This window comes from Novosphingobium sp. G106 (assembly GCF_019075875.1).
Lineage (GTDB): Bacteria > Pseudomonadota > Alphaproteobacteria > Sphingomonadales > Sphingomonadaceae > Novosphingobium.
On record NZ_JAHOOZ010000001.1, the window covers coordinates 3,242,938 to 3,267,020 of the forward strand.

The window sequence follows — 24,083 nt, forward strand, 5'->3', positions numbered from 1 at the left end:
GATGACATCGGCGACTCGCTCGGTCGAAGATCGGCTTCTTGCGCTGGAGGATCGCCAGGCGATCTACCAGGTGGTCTGCGGCTACGGCTATTCGGTCGATGGCTGCAACGCGGATTCAGTCGGCAATTTCTATGTCGAGGACGGGGTCTATGAAGTGGGCGACATGCCCGCCTGGGTGGGCCGCGAGGCGATCGCCGGCATCACCCGCGAGGCGGGGCATCTGAAACTGGTCCAGGCCGGCTGCGCGCACATGTCGACCCTGCCTTTCGTGGTGATTGATGGCGATCACGCAGTGGCCACCTGCCACACCATGGTTCCGATGCGCGGCGAGAAAGGGTTCTTCATTGGCCGGCTCAGCGCCTCGCGCATCGAGCTTGCCCGACAGGCGGATGGCCGCTGGAAGATCGTCTATCGCCAGAACTTCATGCTCGACGGCAAGCCCGAAGGCCCCGCCCTATTGTCGCGGCTGAGAGACGGCCCGAACGCGGAACGTGGGAGTTGGCAATGACTGAACTGACGGCAGACGTACCCCACCGGATAACCAATCCTGAGCTCATCCCGACCAAACGCTACTATGACGAGGCGTTCTTCCAGTTCGAAAAGGAAAAGCTCTGGCCGCACATGTGGCAGATGGCCTGCCGGCTGGAAGAGATCCCCGACGTCGGCGACTACACCGTCTACACTATCCTCGAGCACTCGGTGCTGATGCTGCGCACGGCGAGCGGGGTGAAGGCATTTAAAAACGCCTGCCGACACCGCGGCGTGCGGCTGGCCCACGGTCCCGGCCATTGCGGGAGCGAAGGCCTCGTTTGCCCATTTCACGGCTGGCGCTGGAACGCGGAGGGCGAGAACACGTTCGTCTTCGGCAAGCAGATCTTCTCCGAGGAACTGCTGGACCGCGCCGAGATCGACCTCGCCCCCGTCCGCGTCGAATTCTGGGCAGGCTGCGCCTTCGTCAACTTCGACGACGACGCCCCCTCGCTGCGCGAGTTCCTGGGCCCTGTCGCCGATCGCATGGACGCTCGTCACGCCGACAAGCTCAAGATGGACTGGTGGTGCGGAACGATCCTTCCGACCAACTGGAAGCTCGCCATGGAAGCCTTCCAAGAGGGCTACCATACGATGCAGACGCATCCGCAGCTCTTCCGCGTCTCGCCCAACGCCACGAAATCGTTCGGGACCCGCGCGGACGGTGAGCCGGTCAACGAAGACCTCGATGCCCGCCAGACGATCGAGACGAGCGTCGATTTCATGACCAAGCTCAGCGAGGGCATGGACGGCATGGTCCACAGGACCGAGGTCGCCGTGCTGGAGAAGATGCGGGGCATGGAGGTGCCCGACGACCCCATCGTCGCCGGCCAGATGTTCTATGGCCGTGCCTACGAAGAGGTCACCGTGGATGCCCGCCAGCGCGGTGCTCCGATATTCGACTTGCTGCAAGTGGCGCAGGCCCAGGAGTTCCACGCGGTGGAATTCATGTTCCCGCACTATTTCCTGCTACCGATGCTCGGCGCGATGTCCTCCTATCGCATTCGCCCGCTAACCGCCGAGACCTGCCTGTTCGAGATCTGGTCGCTCGTGATCCGCCCCGAGGACGAGGTCTACGAGACGCCGACCGAACCGACCATGCTGGCCTACAATTCGTCCGAATTCCCCGAGATCCCACGCCAAGATTATTACAATCTGCCGCTCCAGCAGCTCGGCCTGCACGACATCGAGCACATGCGCCTGTCTAAGACCAACGAGGGTATGCTGAGCAACTATCAGCGACTGATCGACGGATATCTCGCCGGGCTCGACCGAGACCTGCTCACCAGGGCCGGTCAGATCGTCAACAGCGGCTTTGAAGCGCCGATCCTGGATATTGGCTTCTGATGAAATTCACCGTAGCCATTCCGCTCGGCGACATCACGCCCGGCGAATTCCAGACGCCGGACGCCGTCCGCACCATGTCCGTCGCGCTCGAGACTGCAGGTATCGACGCTTGCTATGTCACCGACCATCCTGCGCCCGACGCGAAATGGCTCCATGCTAACGGTCACGACGCGCTCGACCCATTCTCGGCCTTTGCCTTCGTCGCTGCCGCGACCACCCGGCTACGGATGCACACCAACATCGTCGTGATGGCCTACCGCAATCCTTTCTTGACCGCCAAGTCCGCCGCGACCGTGCAGTTGCTCTCGGGCGGCAGGCTTATCCTCGGGGTCGGCGCTGGCTATCAGAAGGCCGAGTTCGAGGCGCTCGGCGTCGACTTCCACAAGCGCGGCAAGCTGTTCGACGAAGCACTCAAGGTCATTCGCCAGGCCTGGGCCGGCGGACCCGTCGAATATCAAGGCACCAATTTCCACGCGGCCGGCAACGAACCGCGCCCCGCCCCCAATCCGTCGCCGCCGATCTGGATTGGGGGCGGGAGTGACAAGGCGGTCGAGCGCGCTGCACGCTGGGGTGACGGCTGGAGCCCTTTCTACGCAGCACCGACCATGTCGCAGCTCAATCGCGACACCGGCATCCATACAGTCGACCAATTGGGCGAGAAGATCGCCATGCTCCAGGGGTTGCGCCAGCAAATAGGCAAGACCGGGCGGTTCGACGTCGCCATCGGCCCCAAGGCGCGGCTGAACTACGGACATCCGGGCGGGGCCGACAGGTTTCTTGAGGAATTGCGCGGACTGGCCGACGTCGGCGTGACCTGGGCGATGGTCGAGCCGCCGCATCCGAGCCGCCAGGCCTATATCGAAAACGTCCAGTGGTTCGGCGAGGAAGTCGTCGCCAGGCTGCGCTAGGACAGCGCGGGGAGATCATTAGTGACCGATCCATACGGGTACCGCGGCAAGCACGTCGTCGTGACGGGCTGCGCCTCGGGCATCGGCCATGCCACAGCGCGCCTACTGCTCGAGGCTGGCGCAGAAGTGCACGGCATCGATTTTCGGGAGTCCGACCTTTCGCTGTCTCGCTTTTCGCGGATGGATCTACGGGAACGATCGGTGATCGACGAGGCCGCGCGCGAAATGGGCCGGCCCGTCGACGCGCTGTTCAATTGCGCGGGCCTTCCGCCGATGAGCCCGTGGGCCGATGTCATGAAGGTAAACTTCATCGGCGTGCGTCACCTGAGTGAGGCTATCGCTGAGGCAATGCTTCCCGGAAGCGCCATCGTTACGGTCGGCTCGAATGGCGGCGCCGGATGGCGCCAACGCTTGCCGGAGCTGCGCGATTTCATCGCCACCACATCGTTCGAGGACGCGGCTTACTGGTGCGAAGAGCATGAGGCGCCGCAGAAGGTGGCCTACAACTTTGCCAAGGAAGCAATCGTTGTCTGGACCCTAACGTGGTCCGCGCAAACGATCGCACGTGGTATCAGGCTCAACTGCACGAGCCCGGGATCCGTTCAGACTCCGATGCTGGCGGCAATAGAGGAAGTCGTGCCAACCGATCTGATCGACGCCGTCGCGCAGCCGATTGGGCGGCGCTCAACACCAGAGGAGCAAGCTTGGCCACTCCTAATGCTGAATGGCCATCAGGCATCCTACATCAACGGTGTGGACCTCCCGGTCGATGGCGGATTTATCGCTGCTCGAATGATTTCCGGTTAATCCTCTTCCTAGCAGATTGTCGCGTGAAATGTATTGGGATTTGAATCGTTTCGGCGAGCATTGACGCCTTCTTCTTAAACCTGAACAAATGTCCGTTAACAGGGAGCTCATAAGGGCGATAGAACTTCCGCTTTGTCGGCGAAGCTTTCCTTTAGTCGGCCTTATTCCCGTACCGCGAAAAGATCTCCTGCGAACTTTCTCCATGATATCGAGCGACGCTGGCCTTCAGGCCGATGGTCCCAAGATTCTCGCGGATCGTTCGAACGTCGGGATCGGCATGGAGGATAGCGTCGCTCTCAGCGATAGCGGAGATCGCAACGTCAAAGCCCGCCGCCTGCATCGCGCGATTGATTGAGCGCTTTTTTATCGCGAGCACGCCGGGGGTACCATCGCCATGCGCGCCGCCAAGGCTTCAGCGCATTCCACCAGTTGTTCGGCAGGAACGGCAGCGTTGGCCCAACCCCAATCAACTGCGGTCCTCGCATCGATCCAATTGCCCGGCAAGAACGCGAACTCCTTGGACCGCCGCGCTCCAACCTGATTGACCCATGTCGGCGCGATGAAGCCGCCACCGATGGGGATCGATGGTTCACTGATCTTAGCGTCGTCTGCCAAGATCAGAATATCCGCAAATGATGCCAGCTGTGCGGCAACGCCGATGCAGTAGCCGTGGACTGCAACGATTACGGGCTTGGTATGCGTCAATATCCCCTTCCATCGTTCGACGTAGGACGACAAACGGCGCACGTCATCGGCCGTCGAACCCTTTGCGTTATACTCGCCCAGGTCCATGCCGGCGCTGAAACCTTTGGCGGCACTGCGGATCCCCAGAACAGGCGCCCCTTCCGAGGCACACTCTTCGAGCGCTGCAGAAAAGCGAGCTAGCATGGCCGCATTGAAGGCGTTGGCCGCTTCAGAGCGATCGAGAACGATCCAGTCGATGTTGGCGCCGCGCTCCAGTCGAATTCCATCAACCGCTGTTTCGGTCATTGCTCATCCCTTCGTTCAATCGGCTCCGCCACGCCGAGGCGTAGCGGCAGGCACATGGCCGTGACGATCTGTTCCATCGTATCGGCGAGCGCGTGTTCAAATGGCTCGGGCGTAGGCTGCCCCCCGCCCCGCCCGTGCCGCACCAACAGATTCAAAAACATCAGGCTGACATTCACCAGCCGGCGCTGCGCGACGACCTCAGGCAGGTAGTCCACGCGCTCCCTCAACAGCTGGAGAGCCTTCCGCAGGTTTGGCGGGGCTTCGTGGCCGAATATGCCGAATTCGACCCACTCCTGCCGCAGGAGGTATTGCGACAGGAAGTTCCCATAAAAGTGGCTCGTTCCGCCATCGATCTGGAGCTGCGGCAGCAGGATGATCTCAAGGATGGACCAGGCATCCTTCGTGCGCCCGCTCACCTCGAGATCGGCCAGCATGGCGCCGCGGAGCGGCTCCATCTGATCCATCCGGTAGTCGAAAATCGCTTGCACGAGCCCGTCCCGCGACCCGAAATGGTACTGGACGGCAAAATGGTTGCCTTGCTTCGCCTTGGCGGAAATCTCGCGCATTGACACACCGTTGATACCGCCCTCGGCAAAGAGCCGCTCGGCAGTCTCGATGATCGCCTCTTTTGCAGCGACATTTCCTTTGTCGGCCGTCTCTTTGATCGCCTTCACCACGAACTTTCCGCGCCTCCTTCGGCAATATCTAAGTCAATCGTTTGCATAAATGCGGGACATTTTGCTGCTGAAGGCCGTGACCATGGCTCAAACCATTGCACAAATCCAGCCCAATAAGCGATACGTGGGTGACGCCCCACGACCAGCATCGCCCGATTTATCGGGTGTTACGAAGGTAGGTTAGGACTAACAAGCGTGACCCTTACCGCATCCTACAATCGGACTGCGCCTCACATTTCCAGTTTACAACTGTTTTAAACGCTGCCACCTATTCTGCGTTAGGTAGGCATGGCGGAGTCGCCAAGCCGCCATCAAGAGCACTAACAAGGAGAGCGGCGATGGCCATGCAGACTGGTCTGATATTTCACCCCTATATGCGGCCCGGCCGCACTGCGCGTCAGACGTTCCAATGGGGCGTCCAGAACTCGATCGCCTGCGATAAAGCCGGCTTCGATACGATGATGATTTCGGAACATGCGTCGCAGATCTGGGAGAACATTCCCAATCCCGAGCTCATCATGGCGGCCGCGGCGCTCCATACGGAGAACATCTCCTTCGCGCCGATGGCGCACATCCTGCCGCACCAGCATCCCACGAAGCTCGCCGTGATGGTCGGCTGGCTCTCCCAGATCCTCGAGGGCCGCTATTTCCTGGGTATCGGCGCCGGCGCCTATCCGCAGGCATCCTACATGCACGGCATCAAGGATGCGGAGCCCCAGATGCTGGGTGACATGGTCCGCGAGTCCCTGAGCATCATGGAAAAGATCTGGGCCCGCGAGCCATTCTATTTTGAAGGCAAGTACTGGGACGCGGGCTTCCCGGAGGAGGCCGAAGCCGTTACCGAGGAGGACGAGCAGCACAAGCTCGCCGATTTCTCGCCCTGGAATGGCGCCTTTCCGGAAATCGCCGTCACGGGATTCAGCAAGAATTCTCCATCAATGCGGCTCGCCGGCGAGAAGAATTTCAAGCCGGTTTCGATCTATTCCGGACTCGATGCGCTCAAGCGACACTGGGAAATCTATGCCGAGGCGAACACTGCCGCGGGCTTCACGCCTGACCGCGCGCGCCACGCGGTGTCGCAGACTGTCTTCTGTGCCGATACCGATGCCCAGGCCAAGCGCGAGGTGATGGAAGGCCCGATCGGCTACTGCTTCAATCGCTACCTGATCCCGATATGGAAGCGGTTTGGCATGATGGACGGCTTCGCCAAGGATCATGGCATCGATCCTGAAGACGCCGATCTCGAGTTCCTGACCGACAAGGTCTTCGTCGTCGGCTCGCCCGACACGGTGGTCGACAAGCTGAATGTGCTCTTCGAGCAGTGCGGCGGCTGGGGAACGCTCCAGATCGAGTCCCACGACTATTACGACGACCCGGAGCCCTGGTTCCATTCGCTGGAACTGGTCGCCAAGGAAGTCGCGCCGCGCGTCAAGCTCCCGCAGGGTCACACCGCCGAACTGGCCCGGACAGCCTGAACTAACCCTCCCACTGCCCGGCGTCGCAGAAGCGGCACCGGGCTTTTTTTTCGCTGACTTGAATGGCGGGCGCCAGGGAAGTGTCACCCTCCGGCGAGATAGCCGGACAGAAAGAGATCGGCTGCCTGGTCAGCGATCTGGGCCGGCTTCAACTTCCCCCGACGATACCACATCGGGGCGGAATCGAGCATCGCGACCAGGAACTTGCGCGCAACGCGAGGATCGATGCGACCGCCTTTCGGTAGCGCCGCGACGACCAGGTCCCGCCAACAATTTTCGAACCCCGCGTAGGCAGCCAGCACGCGCTCTTTCATCGCCTCGGGAAGTTCGGGGAAGACCCGCGCGACGGCTGACGAGTAGTCATCGTCCGATAGCAGGAATTCTACATGGGCACGGATCCCGGTCCTGAGCCGCTGCACGGGATCAGTACCTGCGTTTTTGCCTTCCACCGCGGCCAGAATGTAGCGGGTATTGCGGTAGATGCCCTCGAACATCACCCGCTCGACAATCACGTCTTTCGACTTGAAATGGTAGTATAGGCTGGGTGCGAGCATGCCGGCCCCTTCGGCGATCTCGCTCAATTTCGTCGCCATCATGCCCTTGGCGCGCAAGACCTTGGCCGCGGAGTCCATGATGCGATCTTTGCCGGTTACATTTTCCATGGCCGGCCTAATACGCGTTTGACAAAAAATTTGAAGAGCTTGGCTTGTCCCGGCACTAGCCCTGGTACTCGGCGACCGGGAGTCCGGGTGCCGGGAGATCGAGGATCTCGAACAGACCACCAGCTAGAGGCTCCTGGGCAAACCGCTCGGACGAATAGCCTTGCGAGCCGGTGATCAGGAACAGGCGGCTATAGTCCGTTCCGCCGAAAGCCGGGCGCAGGCCGCGCCGCACCGGTAGCGCCCGCTCTTCGAGCATGGTCCCGTCGGGCGCGAAGCGCCGCAATTTCCAGCTCTCGTAGAACGCTATCCAGATGCAACCCTCGGCGTCGACAGCCATTCCATCGGGATAGCCGTCTTCGGGCGCAAAAGACGCGAAGGTGCGCCGATTGCGCAAGGCACCATCGTCGCCCAGATCGTAAGCGTAGCTGACCAGCGGCATGGAATCGTTGATATAGGCGGTACGGCCATCGGGACTGAAGGCAGGCCCGTTCGCGGTCACGAGATTGCGCTCCTGGGTCGAATAACCGCCGTCGGCTCCAATTACATAGACCTCGCCGTTGCTGCGCACGTCAAAATCCTTGAGCGAGCTTTCCTTGTCCTCGGACGTCGTGCTGTCGTCCCACTGCGCGGTGTCGCACGACCCGGTCCAGTACCGCCCTGCCCGATCCGTGACGCCGTCGTTCAGGCGTGCCTTGGCCGGGTCGGGAATCGGGTTGAACAGCGGCTCGTAAAGATCCCGCTCGGGGTCGACGACGGCGATCCCGTCGGCGCAGGAAGCGATATAGCCGCCGCTACGGCGCGGAGCGATCGCGCTGATCCATTGCGGTGCCGCCCAGGTCGTCTTGCGGCCGGTTTCGAGTGCAAAGGAGTTGATCGAAGGGTTCTCGATGTCGACCCAGCATATGCTGCCGCTGCGCGTATCCCAGATCGTGCTTTCTCCCAGGATCGCCTTCGCATCCCACACGCAGCGCCAGCCCTGCCCTTCCATCTCGCGTCCTCTCTTTTTTCTTATCCTCGATCCTCGTGCCAGCGCGAGGAAGTCTACGCCGTCTGGACCTTGGGCGCATGCCGCGGCGCCGTCACGTCGATATCCTTCAGCCTTGGCAGGACCTTGCGTGCGAACAGTTCGTAGTTTGCACGGCCAAGGTCGAAGGGCATATCGCCGAACTGGGTGTAGATGATGAACTGGCCGACGTCGAAGCGCTCCTGCATGAGCGCAAGCTTCTCGTAAACTTCCTCTGGGCGGCCCCAGATCTGCAGATCTGCCAGGAACTCGTTGAACTTTTCGATGCCGTTCTTTTCTACCGACCGCGCCAGCGCACCGTAGTATTCGTAGCCTTCGATCGAAGCGAATTCCTTGTTTCCGAACTGATAGAAGCTCGACGTCGAACGGGCATATTCCACGAGATACTTGTCGCGCATGTCCTTGGCCTTGGCCGGGTCCTCGTCTACTGCGACGAAAGCGACCAGGACAGGGCGCGGCGCTTCGCGTCCGTTCACGCTGCGGAACCGTTCGCGGTAACTCTGAAGGTCTTCGTCGACACGGTCCCAAGGCTTCTGGGCGATGATCATAAGGCCGACGTCGAGACTGGCCATGAGTTGCACCGATTCCGGTGACACAGCCGAGGCGAAAATCCGGCCACGAAAGCTGTCGTAGGGGCGCGGACGAAGCTCGACGCGGGGCTGCTTCAGATAGGCGCCGTCGTACTCCATGACGCCCGTTTCCAGGCCCTGCATCAAGGCCTCCGCATACTCACGGAAGCGCTTGCGCGCCTCCCCCATCGGCACGTCGAAGCCCACGAACTCTTCCTTGCCGAGCCCGCGGCCCATGCCGAGGATTGCGCGACCTTCGGAATAGTAGTCGAGCAGAAGGAAGCTTTCGGCGATCCGCACCGGATTTTGCCAGGGCAGGACCGTCACGGTCGTGCCCAGCTTGATCCGTGAGGTCTTCGCCGCGACCCAAGTAAGGAACTGCGGGACGTTCGGGGTCATCATGTAACCGGTGAAATGGTGCTCCGGCGTCCAGATTGAATCGAAGCCTTGATCCTCTGCCTGGGCAGCAAGCGACAACTCGTGGCGGAACACGTCCTTGTCAGTGACCCGATCATGCAGGTTTTGAAAGGTCAGACCTAACCCAACGTCCATTTTGATTCTCCAGAATCCTCGTCGAGATCACCTAATATGAATTAGGCTATCATTGCAAGGGGGGGATTTTATGGGCTGCTCGCATGGAGGGGGCCTTCTATGCCCCAAATATCTGATTTATAATACTTATTATGTCGAGTGGATGGTGGGCCGAAGTGGCCCCGACTGGAAGGGTGATCGCTACCGCTTGACCGACAATCCTTGCCTAATATATAATAGATTTGATTAGGGAGATGGTGACTTGCATCCTCAGACGGTTTTCGAACGCCGCCGTGCCATCGCTGGCCGTCACCCGGCCTGGACGTGGCCGTCGCTCCAGGCCTATCTCGACTGGAGCCTCGCCGATTTCGGCGGCCGTCCTTTGGTCATCACCGATGGCCAGACATTCAGTTACGACGAAGTGGCCGAGCTTTCGCGGCAGATGGCTGCAGGGATCTCTTCTCGCGGCATAGTCAAGGGGGACCGGGTGGGCATCGTCATGGCCAACGACCCGATGACGGTGCCTCTCCTCTTCGCCATCTGGCGTGCGGGCGCCGTGGCCGTTCCCCTCAACACCCTTTACCGGATCGATGAGCTCGAGTTTGCGCTTCGCGAAGCCGGATGCGCCTTGCTCGTTACGATGTCCGGCTTTGGCTCCCGAAATTTGGAAACCGAAATCGACGCCGCCCTGCCCGGCTGGCGCGATGGTTCTTGCGCGGCGCTCCCGGAACTGCGCGCCGGCGGACTTGTGTTCAACCGCAATGCGCCCGAGCGTTTGCTTGAATATCTTGCAGGTGAGCCCGGCGCCGCGCCGGCGATCGCCGGCGGCGACACGGCCGTCATCATGTTCACCTCTGGAACTACGGGAGCTCCCAAGGGGGTCGAGATCACGCACGACAACCTCCTGCGCGCCTCGTATGCTGGAGCCTACCACCAGGCCTTCCAGGAAGGCCGCAGGGCCGTATTCTCGCTGCCACTCTACCATGGTTTTGGCATGGTCGTCGGCCTTCTGTCGGGCATGGTCGTCGGCGGAGCGATCATCCCGCTGCTGCGCTTCGATCCGCACGCCATCCTCGAGGCGATTGGCCGCCACCGCGCCCAATATCTGATGGGCGTACCGACTATGACGATTGCGCTCATGGAACAGGCCAAACGCGGCGATTACGATTTCTCATCACTGACCGCGATCCATAGCGCGGCCGCGCCCACGCCGAGCTGGGTCTGGGAAGAGATCAGGCGCACCTTCGGCTGCGATGAGATCATCACCAGCTATGGCCAGACTGAAGTGACGGCGACCGTCGTGTGCACTGCGCCGGGAGACCCTATCGAGATCGTCTCCGATACGCAGGGCCGCATCGTCGAGGGAGGAATCGCGGGACTGCCCGAACTGGGCGGCAAGATCGCCGAGTTCAAGACGATCGATCCAGCGAGCGGCGACGATCTGCCCTGGGGCAGCCCGGGCGAACTGTGCTGCCGCAGCCTGATGAACAGCAAGGGCTATTTCCGGCGGCCCGACGCCACGGCCGATCTATTTCTGCCCGGCGGTTGGGTGCGGATGGGCGATCTTGGCCAGTTCAGGCCCGATGGAAACCTGTTCCTGACCGGCCGCACGAAGGAACTCTACAAAAGCCGCGGCGAGCTCGTCTCGCCAAAGGAACTCGAGCAATTGCTGACCCAGCACGACGAGATCGCACAGGCCTTCTTCATCGGGATGCCGGACGATCAGTTCGGCGAATGCGGTTGCGCGTGGGTCGTCAGAAGTGACGGAAGCGCGATCACCGAGACCGATATACGGGAATTCCTGCGCCAGCGCGTCGCTGCCTACAAGCTACCCCGGGATATCTGGTTCACCACCGAAGATCGCCTGCCCAAGACCGGGACCGGCAAGGTGCAGAAGGCCCTTCTGCGCGAAATGGCTTTGGCACTCCTTGCAGAGGCTGGCCCCGCCAACTGAAACATTGATCGGAATCATCCATGTCGACCAACAGCGTCTCACCAATCGAAGAGATCATCCAGGAAGCCGTCAACGGGCGTCCCTACATCCTGGTCGATGCCGACGACCGGGAGAATGAGGGTGACGTGATCATCCCAGCCCAGTTCGCAACGCCGGCGCAGATCAACTTCATGGCAAAGCATGCGCGGGGTCTGATCTGCCTCGCTATGACACGAACGCGCGCCGAGGAGCTCGAGCTCCGCCCCATGACGGATCATAACGAGTCGGGGCACGGCACGGCCTTCACGGTGTCGATCGAGGCTCGCGATGGCGTGAGCACGGGGATTTCCGTGCACGACCGGGCGCACACGATTGCGGTTGCGATCGATCCAACCAAGGGAACGGACGATCTGGTCACGCCTGGTCACGTCTTTCCGCTAACCGCGCGCGATGGCGGCGTCCTCGTGCGGGCCGGACATACCGAAGCGGCCGTCGACATTTCGCGGATCGCAGGTTTGATGCCGGCGGGCGTGATTTGCGAGGTGATGAACGCCGACGGCACGATGGCACGGCTTCCCGAGCTCCTTGAATTCGCCGCGCTCCACGGCCTGAAAGTCGGGACGATCGCGGATCTCATCGCTTATCGTCGCCGCCTCGAAAAGCTGGTGGAACGCGTGGTCAGCGCCCCTTTCGAAAGCCACTACAGCGACGTTGCGCTGACCATCCACGTGTACCGAAATGTGCTCGACGACGGTGAACACGTCGCGATCGCGAAAGGGGTGGTCAAGCCGGACGTCGACACTCTCGTTCGCGTCCATCAGGTCGATCTGACGACCGACCTCCTTGGTTGGTCAGCCGCCCAGTCGGATTATGTGGCGCGCGCACTGTCTGCCATCGGGCGCCATGACGGAGCCGCCATCGCCGTATTCGTGCGCGATCCGAGCCCCACCTCCATCTCGCGCAGGATCAAAGGCGGCCGCAGCGAATACCACCACCAGCATGCGACCCGAGACTATGGGATTGGCGCCCAGATCCTGCTCGATCTCGGCGTCGGCAAGATGACCCTGCTGACCTCGAGCCAAGCCAAGCTCACTGCGCTCGAAGGATTCGGTCTGACCGTCACCGGACGCGTGGCTCTGCGCGAATAGCCGCCGAAATCGTGCTGGACAGCGCCCGTCCGACCCGGGCTCGAAGCGGCGTCAGTACTGCGTTGATCAGATGGTCACGACCCTGGAATAGCCACCCTTGTGGAATACCAGCGGTTCTCCTGCAGCGTGGAGATCGAGGTCGCGCACGCGGCCAAGCACGAAGAAATGATCGCCCGCCTCGTGAACGGCATGAATATCGCAATCGATCCAGGCCAGGGCCCCGTCGATGATCGGCGCTCCCAGCTCCGACCGTCGGTAATCGATCCCGGCGAACTTTGTGTCACCCTTCGCCGCCAGCGCCTTGCAAACCGGTCCCTGCTGGTCACTCAGAACATTGACACAAAAGTGCCCTGCGGCCTCGATCTGCGGCCAGGTAGACGAAGACTTGTCAGGGAAGAAGCCGACGAGCATCGGCTCGAGCGAGACCGAGGTAAACGAGCCGACGATCATCCCGATCGGCTCTCCTGCGGACGTGGACGCGGTCACCGCGCAGACGCCGGTCGGATAGTGGCCGAGGATGCGGCGGAACGCCGCCGCGTCGGTGGCAATCGTCATGAGGGGTCAGACCTTCCAAACGAGCGGGACATTTTCGACGGCCGCGACGATGCCCGAATGATAGATAGGCGCGGCTCCCTCCGCCAAAGCGAAAGTCGGGATCCGCGCCAGCCATTCCTGAAGCGTCACGAGAACTTCCATGCGCGCCAGATGCAAGCCGGCGCAGCGATGCGGCCCCTGCGCGAACGTGGAATGAGCCGCGACGTTGGGGCGCGACAGATCGACTTTCATTGGATCCTCATGCTGGCTGTCGTCGAGACCGTGCAGAGCGGTGGGCAGAAGGATCAGGTCGCCCGCCTTCAACTGTACCCCGTGAAATTCCATGTCTTGGACCACGTAGCGCGCATCGGAGACTACCGCGAACCGACGGAACAGTTCCTCCACGCCGCGCAGCAGCTTTTTGGGATCGGATCGCATTTCCTCGACCGTCTCAGGATGGCGCGCAAGGTAGATCATCATGAAGCTGAGCAGGTTCACCACTGTATCCAGCCCAGCGAGCAGCAGAAGCGAGACGAGGCCCAGCAGCTTGTCCGGCGGCATCGGCGCACCGTTGATCTCGGTGTTGACCATCATGGTGATGAGGTCCGTTCCCGTCCCGCCGCGCCGCTGCTCGACGATCGGCGCCAGATAGTCGAAGAAGCCCTTGTTTGCCGCCTCAAGGGCCCGCCCCTGCTCTTCGGGCGTGCTGCCTGACGGCCGGGTCATCTCCTTGGCCAGTTGATTCAGCATGGGCACATCGTCGAAAGGCAGGTCGGCGAGCGCGAGGAACACCTTGACCGGGAAAATCCCGGCAAAATCGCGCGCGAAATCGCAGCCGCCCTTGTCGGCAAAGCCTTCGATCAATTCGATCGCGACGGATCGTACGTCGCTTTCGATCCTGCGAATCTGGGCAGGATTGAGCCCCCTGTCGATCGCCTTGCGATAAGGGGTATGTTCGGGCGGGTCCATCTTGGTCGGGACCATCTCATAGGCTTCGCCGGCCTCACGCGGCACCCAGATAACCCGGCTCGAGAAGTGTTCGGGATGCCGATAGACCTCGTCGATCACTGTGCCGCGCGTGGCGACCCAGTGGCCTCCGGTCAGCGGCGTCCACACCAGCGATGGGTTGTCTGCCGTCTGCACCCGTTTCCAGGCTTCGTGGAAACCTTCCTCTAACCCGTCCAGCGCATAGATGTCGATGTCGCGCACACGGTCCGACGGTACGTGATCGGGGATCGTCGTTCTGTGCTTTTCGATTTGGGTGGCCATAGTCGGGGAATCCTCGGATCAGGTCAGGAAGGGATCGATGACCGCCTTGGTCGCAACGCCGGTCCGTGTGACTTCCAAGGCATCGGTCGCGGAGTCGAGCGAGAAGCGATGGCTGACCAATTCGGCCAGCGGCACCTTGTCCTGAAGCCGAGCTGCGAGGTGCATCGCGTGGTAGTAGTTGCGCGGAGCCGGGAACGAGGCGCCGCCGATGCTGAGGTTCTTTATCGTAAGATCGCGCGGTGAAATTGCCTGGGTGCCGATCGCGCCCCACAGTCCGAGGATGATGTACCGCCCGTGGGGGCCCGTCAGGTCAACGCCTTCTGGGAAAGCGGCAAGCACACCCGCAGCCTCGATGACGACGTCGGGACCGGTCGGACCAGTAATCTCGTAGACGGCGCGCTTGCGCTCTTCCGGCGAAAGATCGAGCGATACGGTAGCAGTCGCGCCAAGTTTCCGCGCTGCCTCGAGCCTCGCCGGCGCCTTGTCGATCACGACAATGCAGCGCGCGCCCATTTGCGCTGCGACGAGAACTGCCGAGAGACCGACTGGGCCCGCGCCCTGGACCAGGACAGCATCGTTCAATTGCACCGGGCCGCAGCGATCGAATCCTCGCAGCACCGTCGGCAGCGCGCAGCCAAGCGCGGCGATTGCCGTCGGGTCGGCACCATCGGGAAGGCGGTAGAACGCCATGCCCCGGGGTAGCCACGAGTACTGCGCGTAGCTGCCCCAGTTCGGCCGGTTCGCGTGCTCGAAGAACGTGGTGTTCTCGCATGGAGTCTGCTGGAGGACGGTGCAGGAGTAGCACCGACCGCACAGTGCGATAGGCGCCCAGACGACATGGTCGCCCGGCTTGACGGGCACACCTGCGTAGTCGGTCTCTGTGCCCGCACCGAGCGCCTCGATTTGGCCGACGCCCTCATGCCCCAGGATGATCGGGAAAGGCATTTCTCCCGCTTCGCCCGAAACGATGTGGACGTCGCTCCCGCACACCCCGCCCAGCACAGTCCGGACCAGCGCCCCTCCCGGCTCGGGAGGAGCGATATCCACGTCCCATGTTTCGACCCTGCCGGTCTCGACCAGTACCGAGGCTTTACCCTTCATATTCGTCCTCTCCGACCAGCAGGTGATGCTAGAACTTGTACGTGATCTCGGCTCCGAAGGTCCGGGGCTCGCCCCAGATCGCCGTGTTGAAACCGCCGCTGGCACCTTCGACATAGCCCGAGTTGTAGTAGAGCTTGTCGAGCAGATTCTTGGCATAGGCCGCGATGGTGAAGTTGCTGCCTGCCACGTTATCCCAGCTCAGCCGCATGTCGACAGTCACATATCCGGGCAATTGCGTGCGCGGCGTGATCGAGCCCTCGTTGTTCGAGAAGTAGGTCTTTGTCTGTCCGAAGACATCGGTGCGAAGGTTTACCTTCCCCATGTCCTCGGAGATCGGCACGCCGACGACGGCATAGACCGAGCCCGCCCATTTGGGCGCGTCGGTATAGGTGTCAAAGGGAATCCTGAGCCCGGGAACCCCCGTTGCGGCCGAAAGATCGACAATGTTCTGCGTGAACTTGGCGTCGGTATAGGCACCGGAGAAACCGAACTCGAGCCAAGGCGCGAACTGGAAGTTTCCGTCGAATTCCACGCCCTGGATCCGCTTTTTCGGTACGTTGACGGTGAAGGCCGCCGGATTGCCGCCAACCAGAGCATAGATCGAATGCTGGGCATTCTTCACGGTCTGGCGATAGGCCGCAATGTTGAAGCGTGACGCCACGTTGCCGATGTGGCCTGCAAACTTGTAGCCAAGCTCGAAATCGTAGGTGGTCTCGTTGCCGAAGAAGTTGGCGTTATTGAAGGGAACGACTGCACCGTTGAACCCGCCGGCGCGGAAACTTCCCCGCTGCGCGAAATAGATCATGTTCTCGGGATTGATCTGGTACTGAACGTTGAAGGTCCAGCTGGGATCCGAAAGATTGGCGTTTTGCTTGAGCGGGGTCGCGCCGGTCAGGTTGAACAGACTGCCCGGATTTTGAACCAGCCCCGCGTTCTCCCAGGTGTAGCGACCACCTCCGGTCACCTTGAGCTGATCGGTTACCTCGTAAGTCAGCTGGGCGAAGACGGCTTTCGATTGCGAGATCTGATTATAGAAGTAGGCGATGTCGGCAAGCGGAGTCGCGAGTTCTGCCCCGACGATAACCGGAATGTATTCCTTCTTCTTCGTCCAGGAGTAGAAGGCACCCACGATATACTGAAGAGCGCCTGTCTTGCCCTGCAGCTGCAACTCGTTCGAGATCGCCCGGGTCGTGAATTCTTCGCCGCCTGGAGGCCCGTTGCCGAGCCCGGAGCGGTTGTAGAGGTTGAGCGAGTTGAACGGAGAGCCGGACAGGATTCCCGGCGTTCGCGCGAAGGCGTCCGAGTAGTTGAAGATGTTCTTGAGCTTGACGTCTTCGCCGACTTCAATTTCCGAGGTGTTCGTCACGAAGAAGGCGTGCGCCTTGTGCGGCAGATCGTAACTCAGCCAGACCTCATAGGGATGCTGCTGCTGCCACTGAAGATATCCGGCAACGGCGCCCGGCCATGTGCCGTCTGCCATCGGACCGTTCCCGAGCTTGGGTGCGAACGGGCTGTTGAGCCCATAGACGCAGTCGAGAGTCGCGGTCAGCGTGTAGCCATTATTCTTCTCGCCGCAGGCGTGATACGAATAGAGGCCGCCCGCGCCTTCGGATCCGCCGAAATCGCTATACTGCGCGACCGTCGTGTTCTTGAAGCCCGATGACGGCTCGACGACGAGCGTGATCCGCCCGGACTTTGCGTCCGTATCGCCCAGCGTGTTGCCGGTCTTGGCATTGCGGATGTAGCCGTCCTGCTTGTTATAGTCGCCCGCTACGCGGATTTTGAACACGTCCGACAGTGGGATATCGATGGCGCCCTGGACCTGGATGTAATTGCGCTCGCCGCCTTTGACCGTCGCGTATCCGCCAAAGGTATCTCCAGGCTTTGTGGTCTCATAAAGAACCGCGCCGCCTGTCGCGTTGCGGCCGAAAAGCGTGCCCTGCGGACCTTTCAGAACCTGGACGGAGCTGTAGTCGAAGAATGCCGTGGCCGTATTGCCGGCACTGAGCGGCGCCTCGTTGATGTAGGTCAGGACGGCCGGGCTCGACCCGGAAAACGGATCGAGAGTCTGACCGCGAAGCGTAAAGCTGATCTGATTGGAGTTCTGACCGCTCTTGACGATGAGCCCGGGAACCAGCGCGGCCAGGTCCTGCTCGCTGGAAACGTTGCGGTCCTGAAGCGCCTGCGCATTGAAGGCAGCAACCGACACCGGAACTTTCGAAAGCGATTCCGCGCGGCGCTGGGCCGTGACGATGATTTCGCCAGGGATCGGCGCACTGTCGCCCGAAGGTTCAGCGGTTTGCTCGGGGGCATTTTGCGCGAACGCCGGCATACCGGCCGCAAGTGCCATAAGACCAACGCTGACCACCAGCTGCCTGTGCAGGTTCATCGAACTCTCCCCTTCGTTAGCGTCATCACTTGACCATGATTCCTGCAATCAGACTAATCTCAATTAGGTTGCTGTCAACCCCTTGGCCAAGAGCGCTCTGGTCCGGGCACGCCAGGCCACTTCCATCAAATCCCCCGACGATACTATCTATCTGTACGATAGTAATTTTTTTGAACTTCGATCTACTCGGCTACATCAATTCCCACCGGATTATTGACAAACCCCTGCTGCCGGGAGCATCTAGGTGAAAGCCTTTTTTCGAATTTATATTAGGGTGAATCGATATGGGACGGTTGAGAGGTAAGGTCGCGATAATCACGGGTGCCGGGCGCGGGATGGGACAGTCCCATGCGCGCGTTTTCGTTGAGCAGGGATGCAAAGTCGTTCTTACGGATTTAAACGCCGAGACGGGCAACGCGATCGCGGCGGAGCTTGGCGAGAACGCTATTTTCGTCGAACAAGACGTGACCCGACTGGAAAGCTGGGCGAGCGTGGTCAGCGCTGCGCAAGATCGGTTCGGCGGCGTCGATATTCTCGTCAATAATGCCGGTATCCTGGGGCCGCTCGCGACGACGCAGGATCTCTCGGAGGCCGAATATCTGACCGTCTGCGCCGTCAACCAGCATTCCGTTTTTTTCGGCATGAAAGCGGTGTTGCCCGCCATGCTGACGAGGGGCCGCGGATCTATCGTCAACATTTCGTCGATCGCCGGCATGGCCGCGAACTACGGATTTCCAAGCCTGGCATACGTGGCGAGCAAGTTCGCCGTTCGCGGCATGACCAAGGCCACGGCAATGGAGTATGGCAAGCACAACATCCGGGTGAACTCGGTCCATCCGGGTTTCATTCAAACACCGATGATGGTCGAGGCAACCGACGAGGTCGGCGGCGAGGCACTTGCCCAGATACCGCTTGGCCGGATCGCCGATCCTCGCGAGGTGTCGAACCTGGTTCTCTTCCTCGCCTCCGATGAATCGTCCTACATTACCGGCGCCGAGCATCTCGTCGATGCCGGTATGCTTGCGCACTAGCGATCGGGCATTTTGCGGATGTCGTGCGCAGATATCGAATTCAGTCGCGAGGGGCAGATTGCCCAGGTTCGATTAAATCGACCCAGCAAGCTGAATGCGATCACCGACCAAATGGAGCAGGCACTCCAGGAGGCGTGGCTCGAGATAAACCGGGACGACTCCATAGTCTGTGTGATCCTTTCAGGGGCTGGCGACCGCGCCTTTTGCGTGGGCGCCGACATATCTGGCGCGCACGGCGAAACCGGCGTTGGCTTTGGAGGCGGTCTCACCGGCATTGGCGGCCCGCTCCTCGCACTTAACAAGCCTTTGATTGCAGCGGTCCAGGGCTATTGCTTGGGCGGTGGTTTCGAACTTGCCATGTGCGCTGACATCATTGTCGCCGCGGACAGCGCTGTGTTTGGGCTTCCGGAAACCAACATCGGCGTCATCGATCATTGCGGTGTGGTGCACCGAGCCGTCCGGCGGCTGCCTGTCTCGATCGCGATGGGCATGATTCTGGCCGGAGAGCGGCTATCGGCGACTGACGCGGTGCGCCACGGTCTCGTCAACGATCTCGTACCGTGTTCCGAAATGCTCGAGGCGGCTTCGCGCTGGGCGGAGAGGGTCGCTTCCTGCTCGCCGGGCGCAAATAGGGCAGCCAAAGCCGCCACCTATCGCGGACTGGAAATGTCGCTGCCGCTGGCTCTGGCAAGCCGATATCCCGAAATCGACGCCTTCAATAGTGAGCGGATCGCACCGTCATCGAGCGGAGGATGAGCCTCACAATCGAAATAGAGAGGATAATCCTATGCAACTACGAGATAAAAGAATCATTGTCACCGGCGCAGCACAAGGCATCGGGGCATCTACGCTACGAGCGTTCGTCACCGCTGGAGCTACGGTTTGCGCCGTCGACGTCGATGCAGAAACGGCTGAACGGGAAGTCTCGGAGGCCAATCGCACCGGCCCTGGCTCAAGTTTCTTGCTTGAATGTGATGTTCGCAGCCGCGATCAGGTAAATCAAGCTTTCGACATTGCCGCGGAGCGGATGGGCGGCCTCGACGTCCTCGCACACGTTGCCGGAGTCCATCGCCATGCACCCACGCACGAAGTCCCGGAGGAAACCTTAGCCTGGCTGTTCGACGTCAACGTGAGTGGCACGATCTACACCAATGGCGCCGCCTACCGGCACATGCTGGCTGGAGGCGCCATCATTAACTTCGGGTCGGAGTCTGGCCTGACTGCTGAGGTCAACAATGCGGTCTATGGCGCTTCCAAGGCTGCTGTTCATACGTGGACGCGCAGTGTCGCGCGCGAGTGGGGTCCACGCGGCATTCGGGTCAACGCCGTGCTCCCATACATGGTGACGCCGATGTACGAACGGTTCCGAGAGGCTCTTACTCCGGACGATCTGGCAGCACATGACCGCGCCACGGCCGAGCAAATCCCGCTCGGAGGCAAATTTGGAGATGCCGATAGAGATCTGGCGCCAGTGATGATTTTTCTCGCTGGCGACGGTTCCCGTTTCATCACGGGCCAGCTTATTCCGGTCGATGGAGGATTGATCTCGGTACGGTAACCCAGAACCAAACGTCGGCTATGTCCGGATCCGGCTCAATCGCCGCAGATGAACGGATGGCAGGTTATAGGGTTTAGAAATCTCCGCCTGAGCGTCAGCTTTGTTGGCGGTTGCGGCTGATGGCGATCAATCTATCAGGCCCGTGTGGCACTTTACGAAAAAAGCGGCCCACGGCAGGAGCCGAAGGCCGCTAAGGAAAGGAGTCACTGTGTGCAGTGAGCCCTTCGGGTCGCAGAGCCAACCTAGGTTAGCTAATTTTCGAAAACTTGTATGAAGGCGACACGCAAGTTTATTTTGACAAGCAAAATAATTAAAATCAGAGTGTTATGCTCACAAGCGTACGGACTTCGTAAGGCGCCAAGACAATATGAACTACTGGCAGCTGCTGGACCTGCCAGAAGGATGCCCGGCGTCAACATTGTCGGCGGCAGCAGGTGATCATTGAGGGCTCCGTCACTACCAACGTCGGAGGCCTCCCGCCGATGCGGATCGGCGCGAGGAACCCCAAATTCGACGGCTATGGCTACGCAACCCTGGCCCGCGACGGAAAGCGGAAATCGTCCGACACCGGATTTGGCATTCGTCTGCGAGAATGGGCGCCCGTCTGCCTCGCAGGGTTTTCAGCAAGCTCAACCGGGGCCGCAAGCGGCGGGGTCAGCATATCGGCCCAGATTTGCGCAAGCTGCCTACGTCGCGGCATATAGGCGGCGCGATTGTACGCACCCTCGACCTTTCCCTTCGGCACATGCGCAAGCATCAGATCGATTATTGCTCGATCATCCGTTTTGCCCTTGGCGTTGGCCCACTCGTTCATGATCGTCGAAAACGCCGCCCTGAAACCGTGAGGGACGTGGTGGCCATGATACCCGGCGCGATTGAGTAAATAGCCGATCGCATTCTCGCTCATGGGCTTATGGGCGTGGCGGGTACTCGGAAAGAGCAGGTCGTATGTGCCGGTTATCGGCCACAACGCACGCAGTACGTCGACGCTTTGCCGAGCCAAGGGTACCAGGTGATCGCCATCCGCTTCCGCCTTTCGTTCGCAGTCACCCTTCATCCGCAATGCCGGAATTCGCCAGAGTGGCTGGGGACCGTCCAGATCTTCAAATTCGTCCCAGCGCGCGCCCCGTAGCTCGCCGGGACGAACGGCCGTCAACGAAAGGAGACGCAGAGCCAGTCGGGTAATGGGTCTGGCATAGTCCTCGTCGGCCTCCCGAATCATTTTCTGCAGCCGAGTGATGTCGGTGATTGCCGGCTGCCTGCCTTTGCGCGGCGGCTTTAGGGCGGAGCCGAGCTTTTCGGCGGGATCGCTTGTGGCGGTGCCTTGGGCAACAGCATATTCGAATACCGCGGAGATCCTTTGCCGGATACGCTTGGCGGTCTCGATAGACCCACGAGCTTCCACCGATCGCAGCGCCTGGAGCACGAGCGGCGGGGTTAGTTCCGAAATCGGCAGCGCTCCGATAGCGGGAAAAACATCGCGCTCCAGGCTCCTGATCACATCGTCCGCATGGATCGCTGCCCACTGCGATTTGAGGGTCTGATGCCATTCGCGCGCCACGCGCTCGAAAGTCATGGCGGCGGCATCGCGGTTGGCCTGGATCCGCAGCCGCTTGACGATCGCGGGATCTTTCCCCTCGCCCAGAAGCGCCCGGGCCTCGTCGCGCTTGGCCCGCGCCTCAAGAAGGCTGACCATGGGATAGATGCCAAAGTTCATGCTCTTCTGCTTCCCGCCATAGGCGTAATTCCATCGCCACAGCTTTCCGCCGCCGGGCTTGACCAACAGGTAGAGGCGATAACTGTCAGTGAGTTTGTATTCCTTGTCGCGCGGCTTGGCGGCGCGCAATTTCGCATCGTTCAGCATGTGGATTCTCCGAGGCCACGTTTTCCAAGCACCGAGGCCACATCCGAGACCCACGCGACGAGCGGAGGCCTGCGGACGCAGACGGACGAGTCGGAGCCGTAAGCATCGGTTTCAGTGAGAGAATTTCAATCCGAGTGGACTTCTGCGGCCCCTTACGGAGGAGCCACTGGCGGAGAGGGTGGGATTCGAACCCACGTTACGGTTACCCGTAAACCGCATTTCGAGTGCGGCGCATTCGACCACTCTGCCACCTCTCCGCGAAGTGTTTGAGAGCGCCCCATCTGGGGCATCCCGGTCGGCGAAGCGCGCGGTTAGCGGAGAAGGCAGGTCTTGCCAAGCCCCCCCGGGACGAAATCCGGGGAACGTTCCCCAGCCTCGCTTGTTACACAACCGCACAAAACCTATATGGTCGTCGTATGGAACGCGCGAATTTCTTCTCCGCCCAGGCGGGACGCCGCATCGAAGCACCGCTGCAGACGAAGTCCCGCTTCGCCATCGGCGATGTCGTACGGCACAAGCTATACGACTTCCGCGGGGTGATCTTCGATATCGATCCGGTCTTCGCGAACAGCGAGGAATGGTATCAGGCGATCCCCGTGGACGCCCGTCCGGCGCGCGACCAGCCCTATTATCATCTGCTCGCCGAGAACGGCGAATCGAGCTACGTTGCCTATGTCAGCCAGCAGAACCTGCTCGCCGACGGCGCCGGCGGCCCGGTCGATCACCCTTCGCTGCAGCAGCTGTTCGAGGACTTCAACGGCGAGCGCTATCAGCTTCGCCGTGGCCTGACGCACTAAGCCGCGTTCAGCTCTTCAGCTTCCAGCCTGAGCGCAGCACCAGATAGGTGATCGTCGCCAGCACGGCGTTCAGCACGCCAAGGCCTAGCGCACCGTGCAGGACAGCCATGTTCGTATGGCCGATGTCGCTCTGGCCGAGGAAGCCGTAGCGAAAACCCGAGATGACATAGAAGAAGGGATTCGCGCGGCTGATCGCCTGGAACACCGGCGCAAGGTTGCTGATCACATAGAAAGTGCCCGAAAGCATCGTCAGCGGCGTAACGATGAAGCTGGTGAGCGCGGCGTTGTGATCGAACTTCTCCGCCCAGATCGACGACAGCAGGCCAAAGAACGACAGGAACACGGCGCCCATCAGGCCGAACCATATGACGGCCCAGGGGTGCTCGACGTGCAGGCTGATGCCCGGCCAGAAGAACATCGCCAGAGCCACGGCGCAGCCCACGAGGACCGCCCGCGTCACCGCACCCGCGATCATTGCCGCCATCAGTTCCCCTTCGGACAACGGCGGCATCAGGAAATCGATGATCGTGCCCTGCATCTTGCCCGACAAAAACGAGAAGCTCGCGTTCTGGAAGGCGTTCTGCATCATGCCCATGACAATGAGGCCCGGCGCGACGAAAGTGGCGAAGGGCACGCCCAGCACCATACGGCCGCCCTGGCCCAGGGCCAGCGTGAAAATCATCAGCTGCAGCAGTGTCGTGATCGCAGGTGCCCAGATCGTCTGGGTCTGCACCTTGAAGAAACGCCGCACCTCCTTCATATAGAGGGTCTTCAGCCCCAGCCAGTTGACCTGGTGGATGATGGCCTCCCCCTGCGGCGGAAACTTGCGGAGTCCCGACATGGCATCTGGCGTGCCGGCGGCTTCGGTGCTGTAGGGTTGATTGGCCATGGTCCGGCGACTATCGGGTGCCCTTTGCCGTGGCAAGCGGCGAACGGGCTTA

General features: G+C 61.0%; 22 protein-coding genes and 1 tRNA gene. 11 read left to right on the top strand and 12 right to left on the bottom strand.

The genetic code is table 11. The features are described 5' to 3' along the window. Position 1: 1 nt before the first annotated feature. The 4 genes from KRR38_RS15350 to KRR38_RS15365 are packed head-to-tail and all read left to right on the top strand — an operon-like array spanning position 2 to position 3,590. On the top strand, positions 2 to 508 hold the full coding sequence (locus KRR38_RS15350; RefSeq protein WP_217402979.1) for a nuclear transport factor 2 family protein: 507 nt from the start codon (positions 2 to 4) through the stop codon (positions 506 to 508). Next, entirely contained in the window at positions 505 to 1,875 is a 1,371-nt protein-coding gene (locus KRR38_RS15355; RefSeq protein ID WP_217402981.1) for an SRPBCC family protein, read from the top strand. The genes KRR38_RS15350 and KRR38_RS15355 overlap by 4 nt, the downstream gene beginning before the upstream one ends. Beyond that, positions 1,875 to 2,783: a TIGR03619 family F420-dependent LLM class oxidoreductase gene (locus tag KRR38_RS15360; protein ID WP_217402982.1), complete on the top strand. Its 909-nt coding sequence runs from the start codon at positions 1,875 to 1,877 to the stop codon at positions 2,781 to 2,783. The genes KRR38_RS15355 and KRR38_RS15360 overlap by 1 nt, the downstream gene beginning before the upstream one ends. 21 nt (positions 2,784 to 2,804) lie before the next feature. Then, complete coding sequence (locus KRR38_RS15365; RefSeq protein ID WP_217402984.1) at positions 2,805 to 3,590, top strand: coniferyl-alcohol dehydrogenase; 786 nt, start codon at positions 2,805 to 2,807, stop codon at positions 3,588 to 3,590. A gap of 363 nt (positions 3,591 to 3,953) precedes the next feature. On the opposite strand, the gene KRR38_RS15370 is transcribed toward KRR38_RS15365, so the two are convergent. Then, complete coding sequence (locus KRR38_RS15370) at positions 3,954 to 4,580, bottom strand: enoyl-CoA hydratase/isomerase family protein (RefSeq protein WP_254514825.1); 627 nt, start codon at positions 4,578 to 4,580, stop codon at positions 3,954 to 3,956. Further along, positions 4,577 to 5,257 carry a TetR family transcriptional regulator gene (locus KRR38_RS15375; RefSeq protein WP_217402986.1) on the bottom strand — a complete coding sequence of 227 codons (681 nt, stop codon included), beginning with the start codon at positions 5,255 to 5,257 and terminating at the stop codon, positions 4,577 to 4,579. The genes KRR38_RS15370 and KRR38_RS15375 overlap by 4 nt, the downstream gene beginning before the upstream one ends. A gap of 338 nt (positions 5,258 to 5,595) precedes the next feature. On the opposite strand from KRR38_RS15375, the gene KRR38_RS15380 reads away from it, so the two are divergent. Then, the gene (locus KRR38_RS15380; RefSeq protein WP_217402987.1) at positions 5,596 to 6,732 is read left to right on the top strand and encodes an LLM class flavin-dependent oxidoreductase; all 1,137 of its coding nucleotides are present in this window, start codon (positions 5,596 to 5,598) and stop codon (positions 6,730 to 6,732) included. An 83-nt stretch (positions 6,733 to 6,815) separates the two neighbouring features. On the opposite strand, the gene KRR38_RS15385 is transcribed toward KRR38_RS15380, so the two are convergent. The 3 genes from KRR38_RS15385 to KRR38_RS15395 are packed head-to-tail and all read right to left on the bottom strand — an operon-like array spanning position 6,816 to position 9,539. Beyond that, positions 6,816 to 7,394: a TetR/AcrR family transcriptional regulator gene (locus KRR38_RS15385; protein WP_217402988.1), complete on the bottom strand. Its 579-nt coding sequence runs from the start codon at positions 7,392 to 7,394 to the stop codon at positions 6,816 to 6,818. A 55-nt stretch (positions 7,395 to 7,449) separates the two neighbouring features. Continuing rightward, the gene (locus KRR38_RS15390; protein WP_217402989.1) at positions 7,450 to 8,382 is read right to left on the bottom strand and encodes an SMP-30/gluconolactonase/LRE family protein; all 933 of its coding nucleotides are present in this window, start codon (positions 8,380 to 8,382) and stop codon (positions 7,450 to 7,452) included. A gap of 53 nt (positions 8,383 to 8,435) precedes the next feature. Beyond that, positions 8,436 to 9,539 (bottom strand): LLM class flavin-dependent oxidoreductase, encoded by a 1,104-nt coding sequence (locus KRR38_RS15395; RefSeq protein WP_217402992.1) that lies wholly within the window; start codon positions 9,537 to 9,539, stop codon positions 8,436 to 8,438. Between the two features lie 241 nt (positions 9,540 to 9,780). Between KRR38_RS15395 and KRR38_RS15400 the strand changes: the two genes are divergently transcribed. Both KRR38_RS15400 and ribB read left to right on the top strand, forming a co-directional pair. Next, positions 9,781 to 11,472, top strand: coding sequence for a class I adenylate-forming enzyme family protein (locus KRR38_RS15400; protein WP_217402993.1), 1,692 nt, complete (start codon positions 9,781 to 9,783; stop codon positions 11,470 to 11,472). Between the two features lie 20 nt (positions 11,473 to 11,492). Further along, entirely contained in the window at positions 11,493 to 12,599 is a 1,107-nt protein-coding gene (gene ribB / locus KRR38_RS15405; protein WP_217402996.1) for a 3,4-dihydroxy-2-butanone-4-phosphate synthase, read from the top strand. 66 nt (positions 12,600 to 12,665) lie between these two features. Here ribB and KRR38_RS15410 read toward each other — a convergent pair whose 3' ends face one another. From KRR38_RS15410 to KRR38_RS15425, 4 genes are read right to left on the bottom strand one after another with little or no spacing between them, the layout of a single operon-like run. Beyond that, a complete protein-coding gene (locus KRR38_RS15410) occupies positions 12,666 to 13,154 on the bottom strand; it encodes a flavin reductase family protein (protein ID WP_217402999.1) in 489 nt (162 codons plus the stop codon). 6 nt (positions 13,155 to 13,160) lie between these two features. Continuing rightward, positions 13,161 to 14,402 carry a cytochrome P450 gene (locus tag KRR38_RS15415; protein WP_217403001.1) on the bottom strand — a complete coding sequence of 414 codons (1,242 nt, stop codon included), beginning with the start codon at positions 14,400 to 14,402 and terminating at the stop codon, positions 13,161 to 13,163. Between the two features lie 18 nt (positions 14,403 to 14,420). Continuing rightward, positions 14,421 to 15,503, bottom strand: coding sequence for a zinc-binding dehydrogenase (locus KRR38_RS15420; RefSeq protein WP_217403002.1), 1,083 nt, complete (start codon positions 15,501 to 15,503; stop codon positions 14,421 to 14,423). Between the two features lie 28 nt (positions 15,504 to 15,531). Then, a complete protein-coding gene (locus KRR38_RS15425) occupies positions 15,532 to 17,892 on the bottom strand; it encodes a TonB-dependent receptor (RefSeq protein WP_217403010.1) in 2,361 nt (786 codons plus the stop codon). A 284-nt stretch (positions 17,893 to 18,176) separates the two neighbouring features. Between KRR38_RS15425 and KRR38_RS15430 the strand changes: the two genes are divergently transcribed. Genes KRR38_RS15430 through KRR38_RS15440 form a run of 3 tightly spaced genes read left to right on the top strand, consistent with a single transcriptional unit; the run spans position 18,177 to position 20,481 of the window. Next, entirely contained in the window at positions 18,177 to 18,923 is a 747-nt protein-coding gene (locus KRR38_RS15430; protein ID WP_217403013.1) for an SDR family NAD(P)-dependent oxidoreductase, read from the top strand. Positions 18,924 to 18,941: 18 nt separating this feature from the next. After that, positions 18,942 to 19,679: an enoyl-CoA hydratase-related protein gene (locus KRR38_RS15435; protein ID WP_217403014.1), complete on the top strand. Its 738-nt coding sequence runs from the start codon at positions 18,942 to 18,944 to the stop codon at positions 19,677 to 19,679. 31 nt (positions 19,680 to 19,710) lie between these two features. Continuing rightward, a complete protein-coding gene (locus KRR38_RS15440; protein ID WP_217403015.1) occupies positions 19,711 to 20,481 on the top strand; it encodes an SDR family NAD(P)-dependent oxidoreductase in 771 nt (256 codons plus the stop codon). 523 nt (positions 20,482 to 21,004) lie between these two features. On the opposite strand, the gene KRR38_RS15445 is transcribed toward KRR38_RS15440, so the two are convergent. Beyond that, positions 21,005 to 22,345: an integrase arm-type DNA-binding domain-containing protein gene (locus KRR38_RS15445; protein WP_217403016.1), complete on the bottom strand. Its 1,341-nt coding sequence runs from the start codon at positions 22,343 to 22,345 to the stop codon at positions 21,005 to 21,007. A 167-nt stretch (positions 22,346 to 22,512) separates the two neighbouring features. After that, positions 22,513 to 22,602 (bottom strand) — tRNA-Ser (locus KRR38_RS15450). A 159-nt stretch (positions 22,603 to 22,761) separates the two neighbouring features. On the opposite strand from KRR38_RS15450, the gene hspQ reads away from it, so the two are divergent. Then, positions 22,762 to 23,142, top strand: coding sequence for a heat shock protein HspQ (gene hspQ, locus KRR38_RS15455; RefSeq protein ID WP_217403054.1), 381 nt, complete (start codon positions 22,762 to 22,764; stop codon positions 23,140 to 23,142). 7 nt (positions 23,143 to 23,149) lie between these two features. Here the strand turns inward: hspQ and KRR38_RS15460 are convergent, their stop codons facing one another. Continuing rightward, positions 23,150 to 24,031 (bottom strand): ABC transporter permease, encoded by an 882-nt coding sequence (locus KRR38_RS15460; RefSeq protein WP_217403056.1) that lies wholly within the window; start codon positions 24,029 to 24,031, stop codon positions 23,150 to 23,152. Between the last annotated feature and the right edge of the window lie 52 nt (positions 24,032 to 24,083).

Excerpts from the sequence above, each read along its gene's own strand:
- KRR38_RS15350 (WP_217402979.1), top strand. The coding sequence starts at position 2 with ATGACATCGGCGACTCGCTCGGTCGAAGATCGGCTTCTTGCGCTGGAG.
- KRR38_RS15355 (WP_217402981.1), top strand. The coding sequence starts at position 505 with ATGACTGAACTGACGGCAGACGTACCCCACCGGATAACCAATCCTGAG.
- KRR38_RS15360 (WP_217402982.1), top strand. The coding sequence starts at position 1,875 with ATGAAATTCACCGTAGCCATTCCGCTCGGCGACATCACGCCCGGCGAA.
- KRR38_RS15370 (WP_254514825.1), bottom strand. The coding sequence starts at position 4,580 with ATGACCGAAACAGCGGTTGATGGAATTCGACTGGAGCGCGGCGCCAAC.
- KRR38_RS15380 (WP_217402987.1), top strand. The coding sequence starts at position 5,596 with ATGGCCATGCAGACTGGTCTGATATTTCACCCCTATATGCGGCCCGGC.
- KRR38_RS15385 (WP_217402988.1), bottom strand. The coding sequence starts at position 7,394 with ATGGAAAATGTAACCGGCAAAGATCGCATCATGGACTCCGCGGCCAAG.
- KRR38_RS15390 (WP_217402989.1), bottom strand. The coding sequence starts at position 8,382 with ATGGAAGGGCAGGGCTGGCGCTGCGTGTGGGATGCGAAGGCGATCCTG.
- KRR38_RS15395 (WP_217402992.1), bottom strand. The coding sequence starts at position 9,539 with ATGGACGTTGGGTTAGGTCTGACCTTTCAAAACCTGCATGATCGGGTC.
- ribB (WP_217402996.1), top strand. The coding sequence starts at position 11,493 with ATGTCGACCAACAGCGTCTCACCAATCGAAGAGATCATCCAGGAAGCC.
- KRR38_RS15410 (WP_217402999.1), bottom strand. The coding sequence starts at position 13,154 with ATGACGATTGCCACCGACGCGGCGGCGTTCCGCCGCATCCTCGGCCAC.
- KRR38_RS15415 (WP_217403001.1), bottom strand. The coding sequence starts at position 14,402 with ATGGCCACCCAAATCGAAAAGCACAGAACGACGATCCCCGATCACGTA.
- KRR38_RS15420 (WP_217403002.1), bottom strand. The coding sequence starts at position 15,503 with ATGAAGGGTAAAGCCTCGGTACTGGTCGAGACCGGCAGGGTCGAAACA.
- KRR38_RS15425 (WP_217403010.1), bottom strand. The coding sequence starts at position 17,892 with ATGAACCTGCACAGGCAGCTGGTGGTCAGCGTTGGTCTTATGGCACTT.
- KRR38_RS15430 (WP_217403013.1), top strand. The coding sequence starts at position 18,177 with ATGGGACGGTTGAGAGGTAAGGTCGCGATAATCACGGGTGCCGGGCGC.
- KRR38_RS15435 (WP_217403014.1), top strand. The coding sequence starts at position 18,942 with ATGTCGTGCGCAGATATCGAATTCAGTCGCGAGGGGCAGATTGCCCAG.
- KRR38_RS15440 (WP_217403015.1), top strand. The coding sequence starts at position 19,711 with ATGCAACTACGAGATAAAAGAATCATTGTCACCGGCGCAGCACAAGGC.
- KRR38_RS15445 (WP_217403016.1), bottom strand. The coding sequence starts at position 22,345 with ATGCTGAACGATGCGAAATTGCGCGCCGCCAAGCCGCGCGACAAGGAA.
- hspQ (WP_217403054.1), top strand. The coding sequence starts at position 22,762 with ATGGAACGCGCGAATTTCTTCTCCGCCCAGGCGGGACGCCGCATCGAA.
- KRR38_RS15460 (WP_217403056.1), bottom strand. The coding sequence starts at position 24,031 with ATGGCCAATCAACCCTACAGCACCGAAGCCGCCGGCACGCCAGATGCC.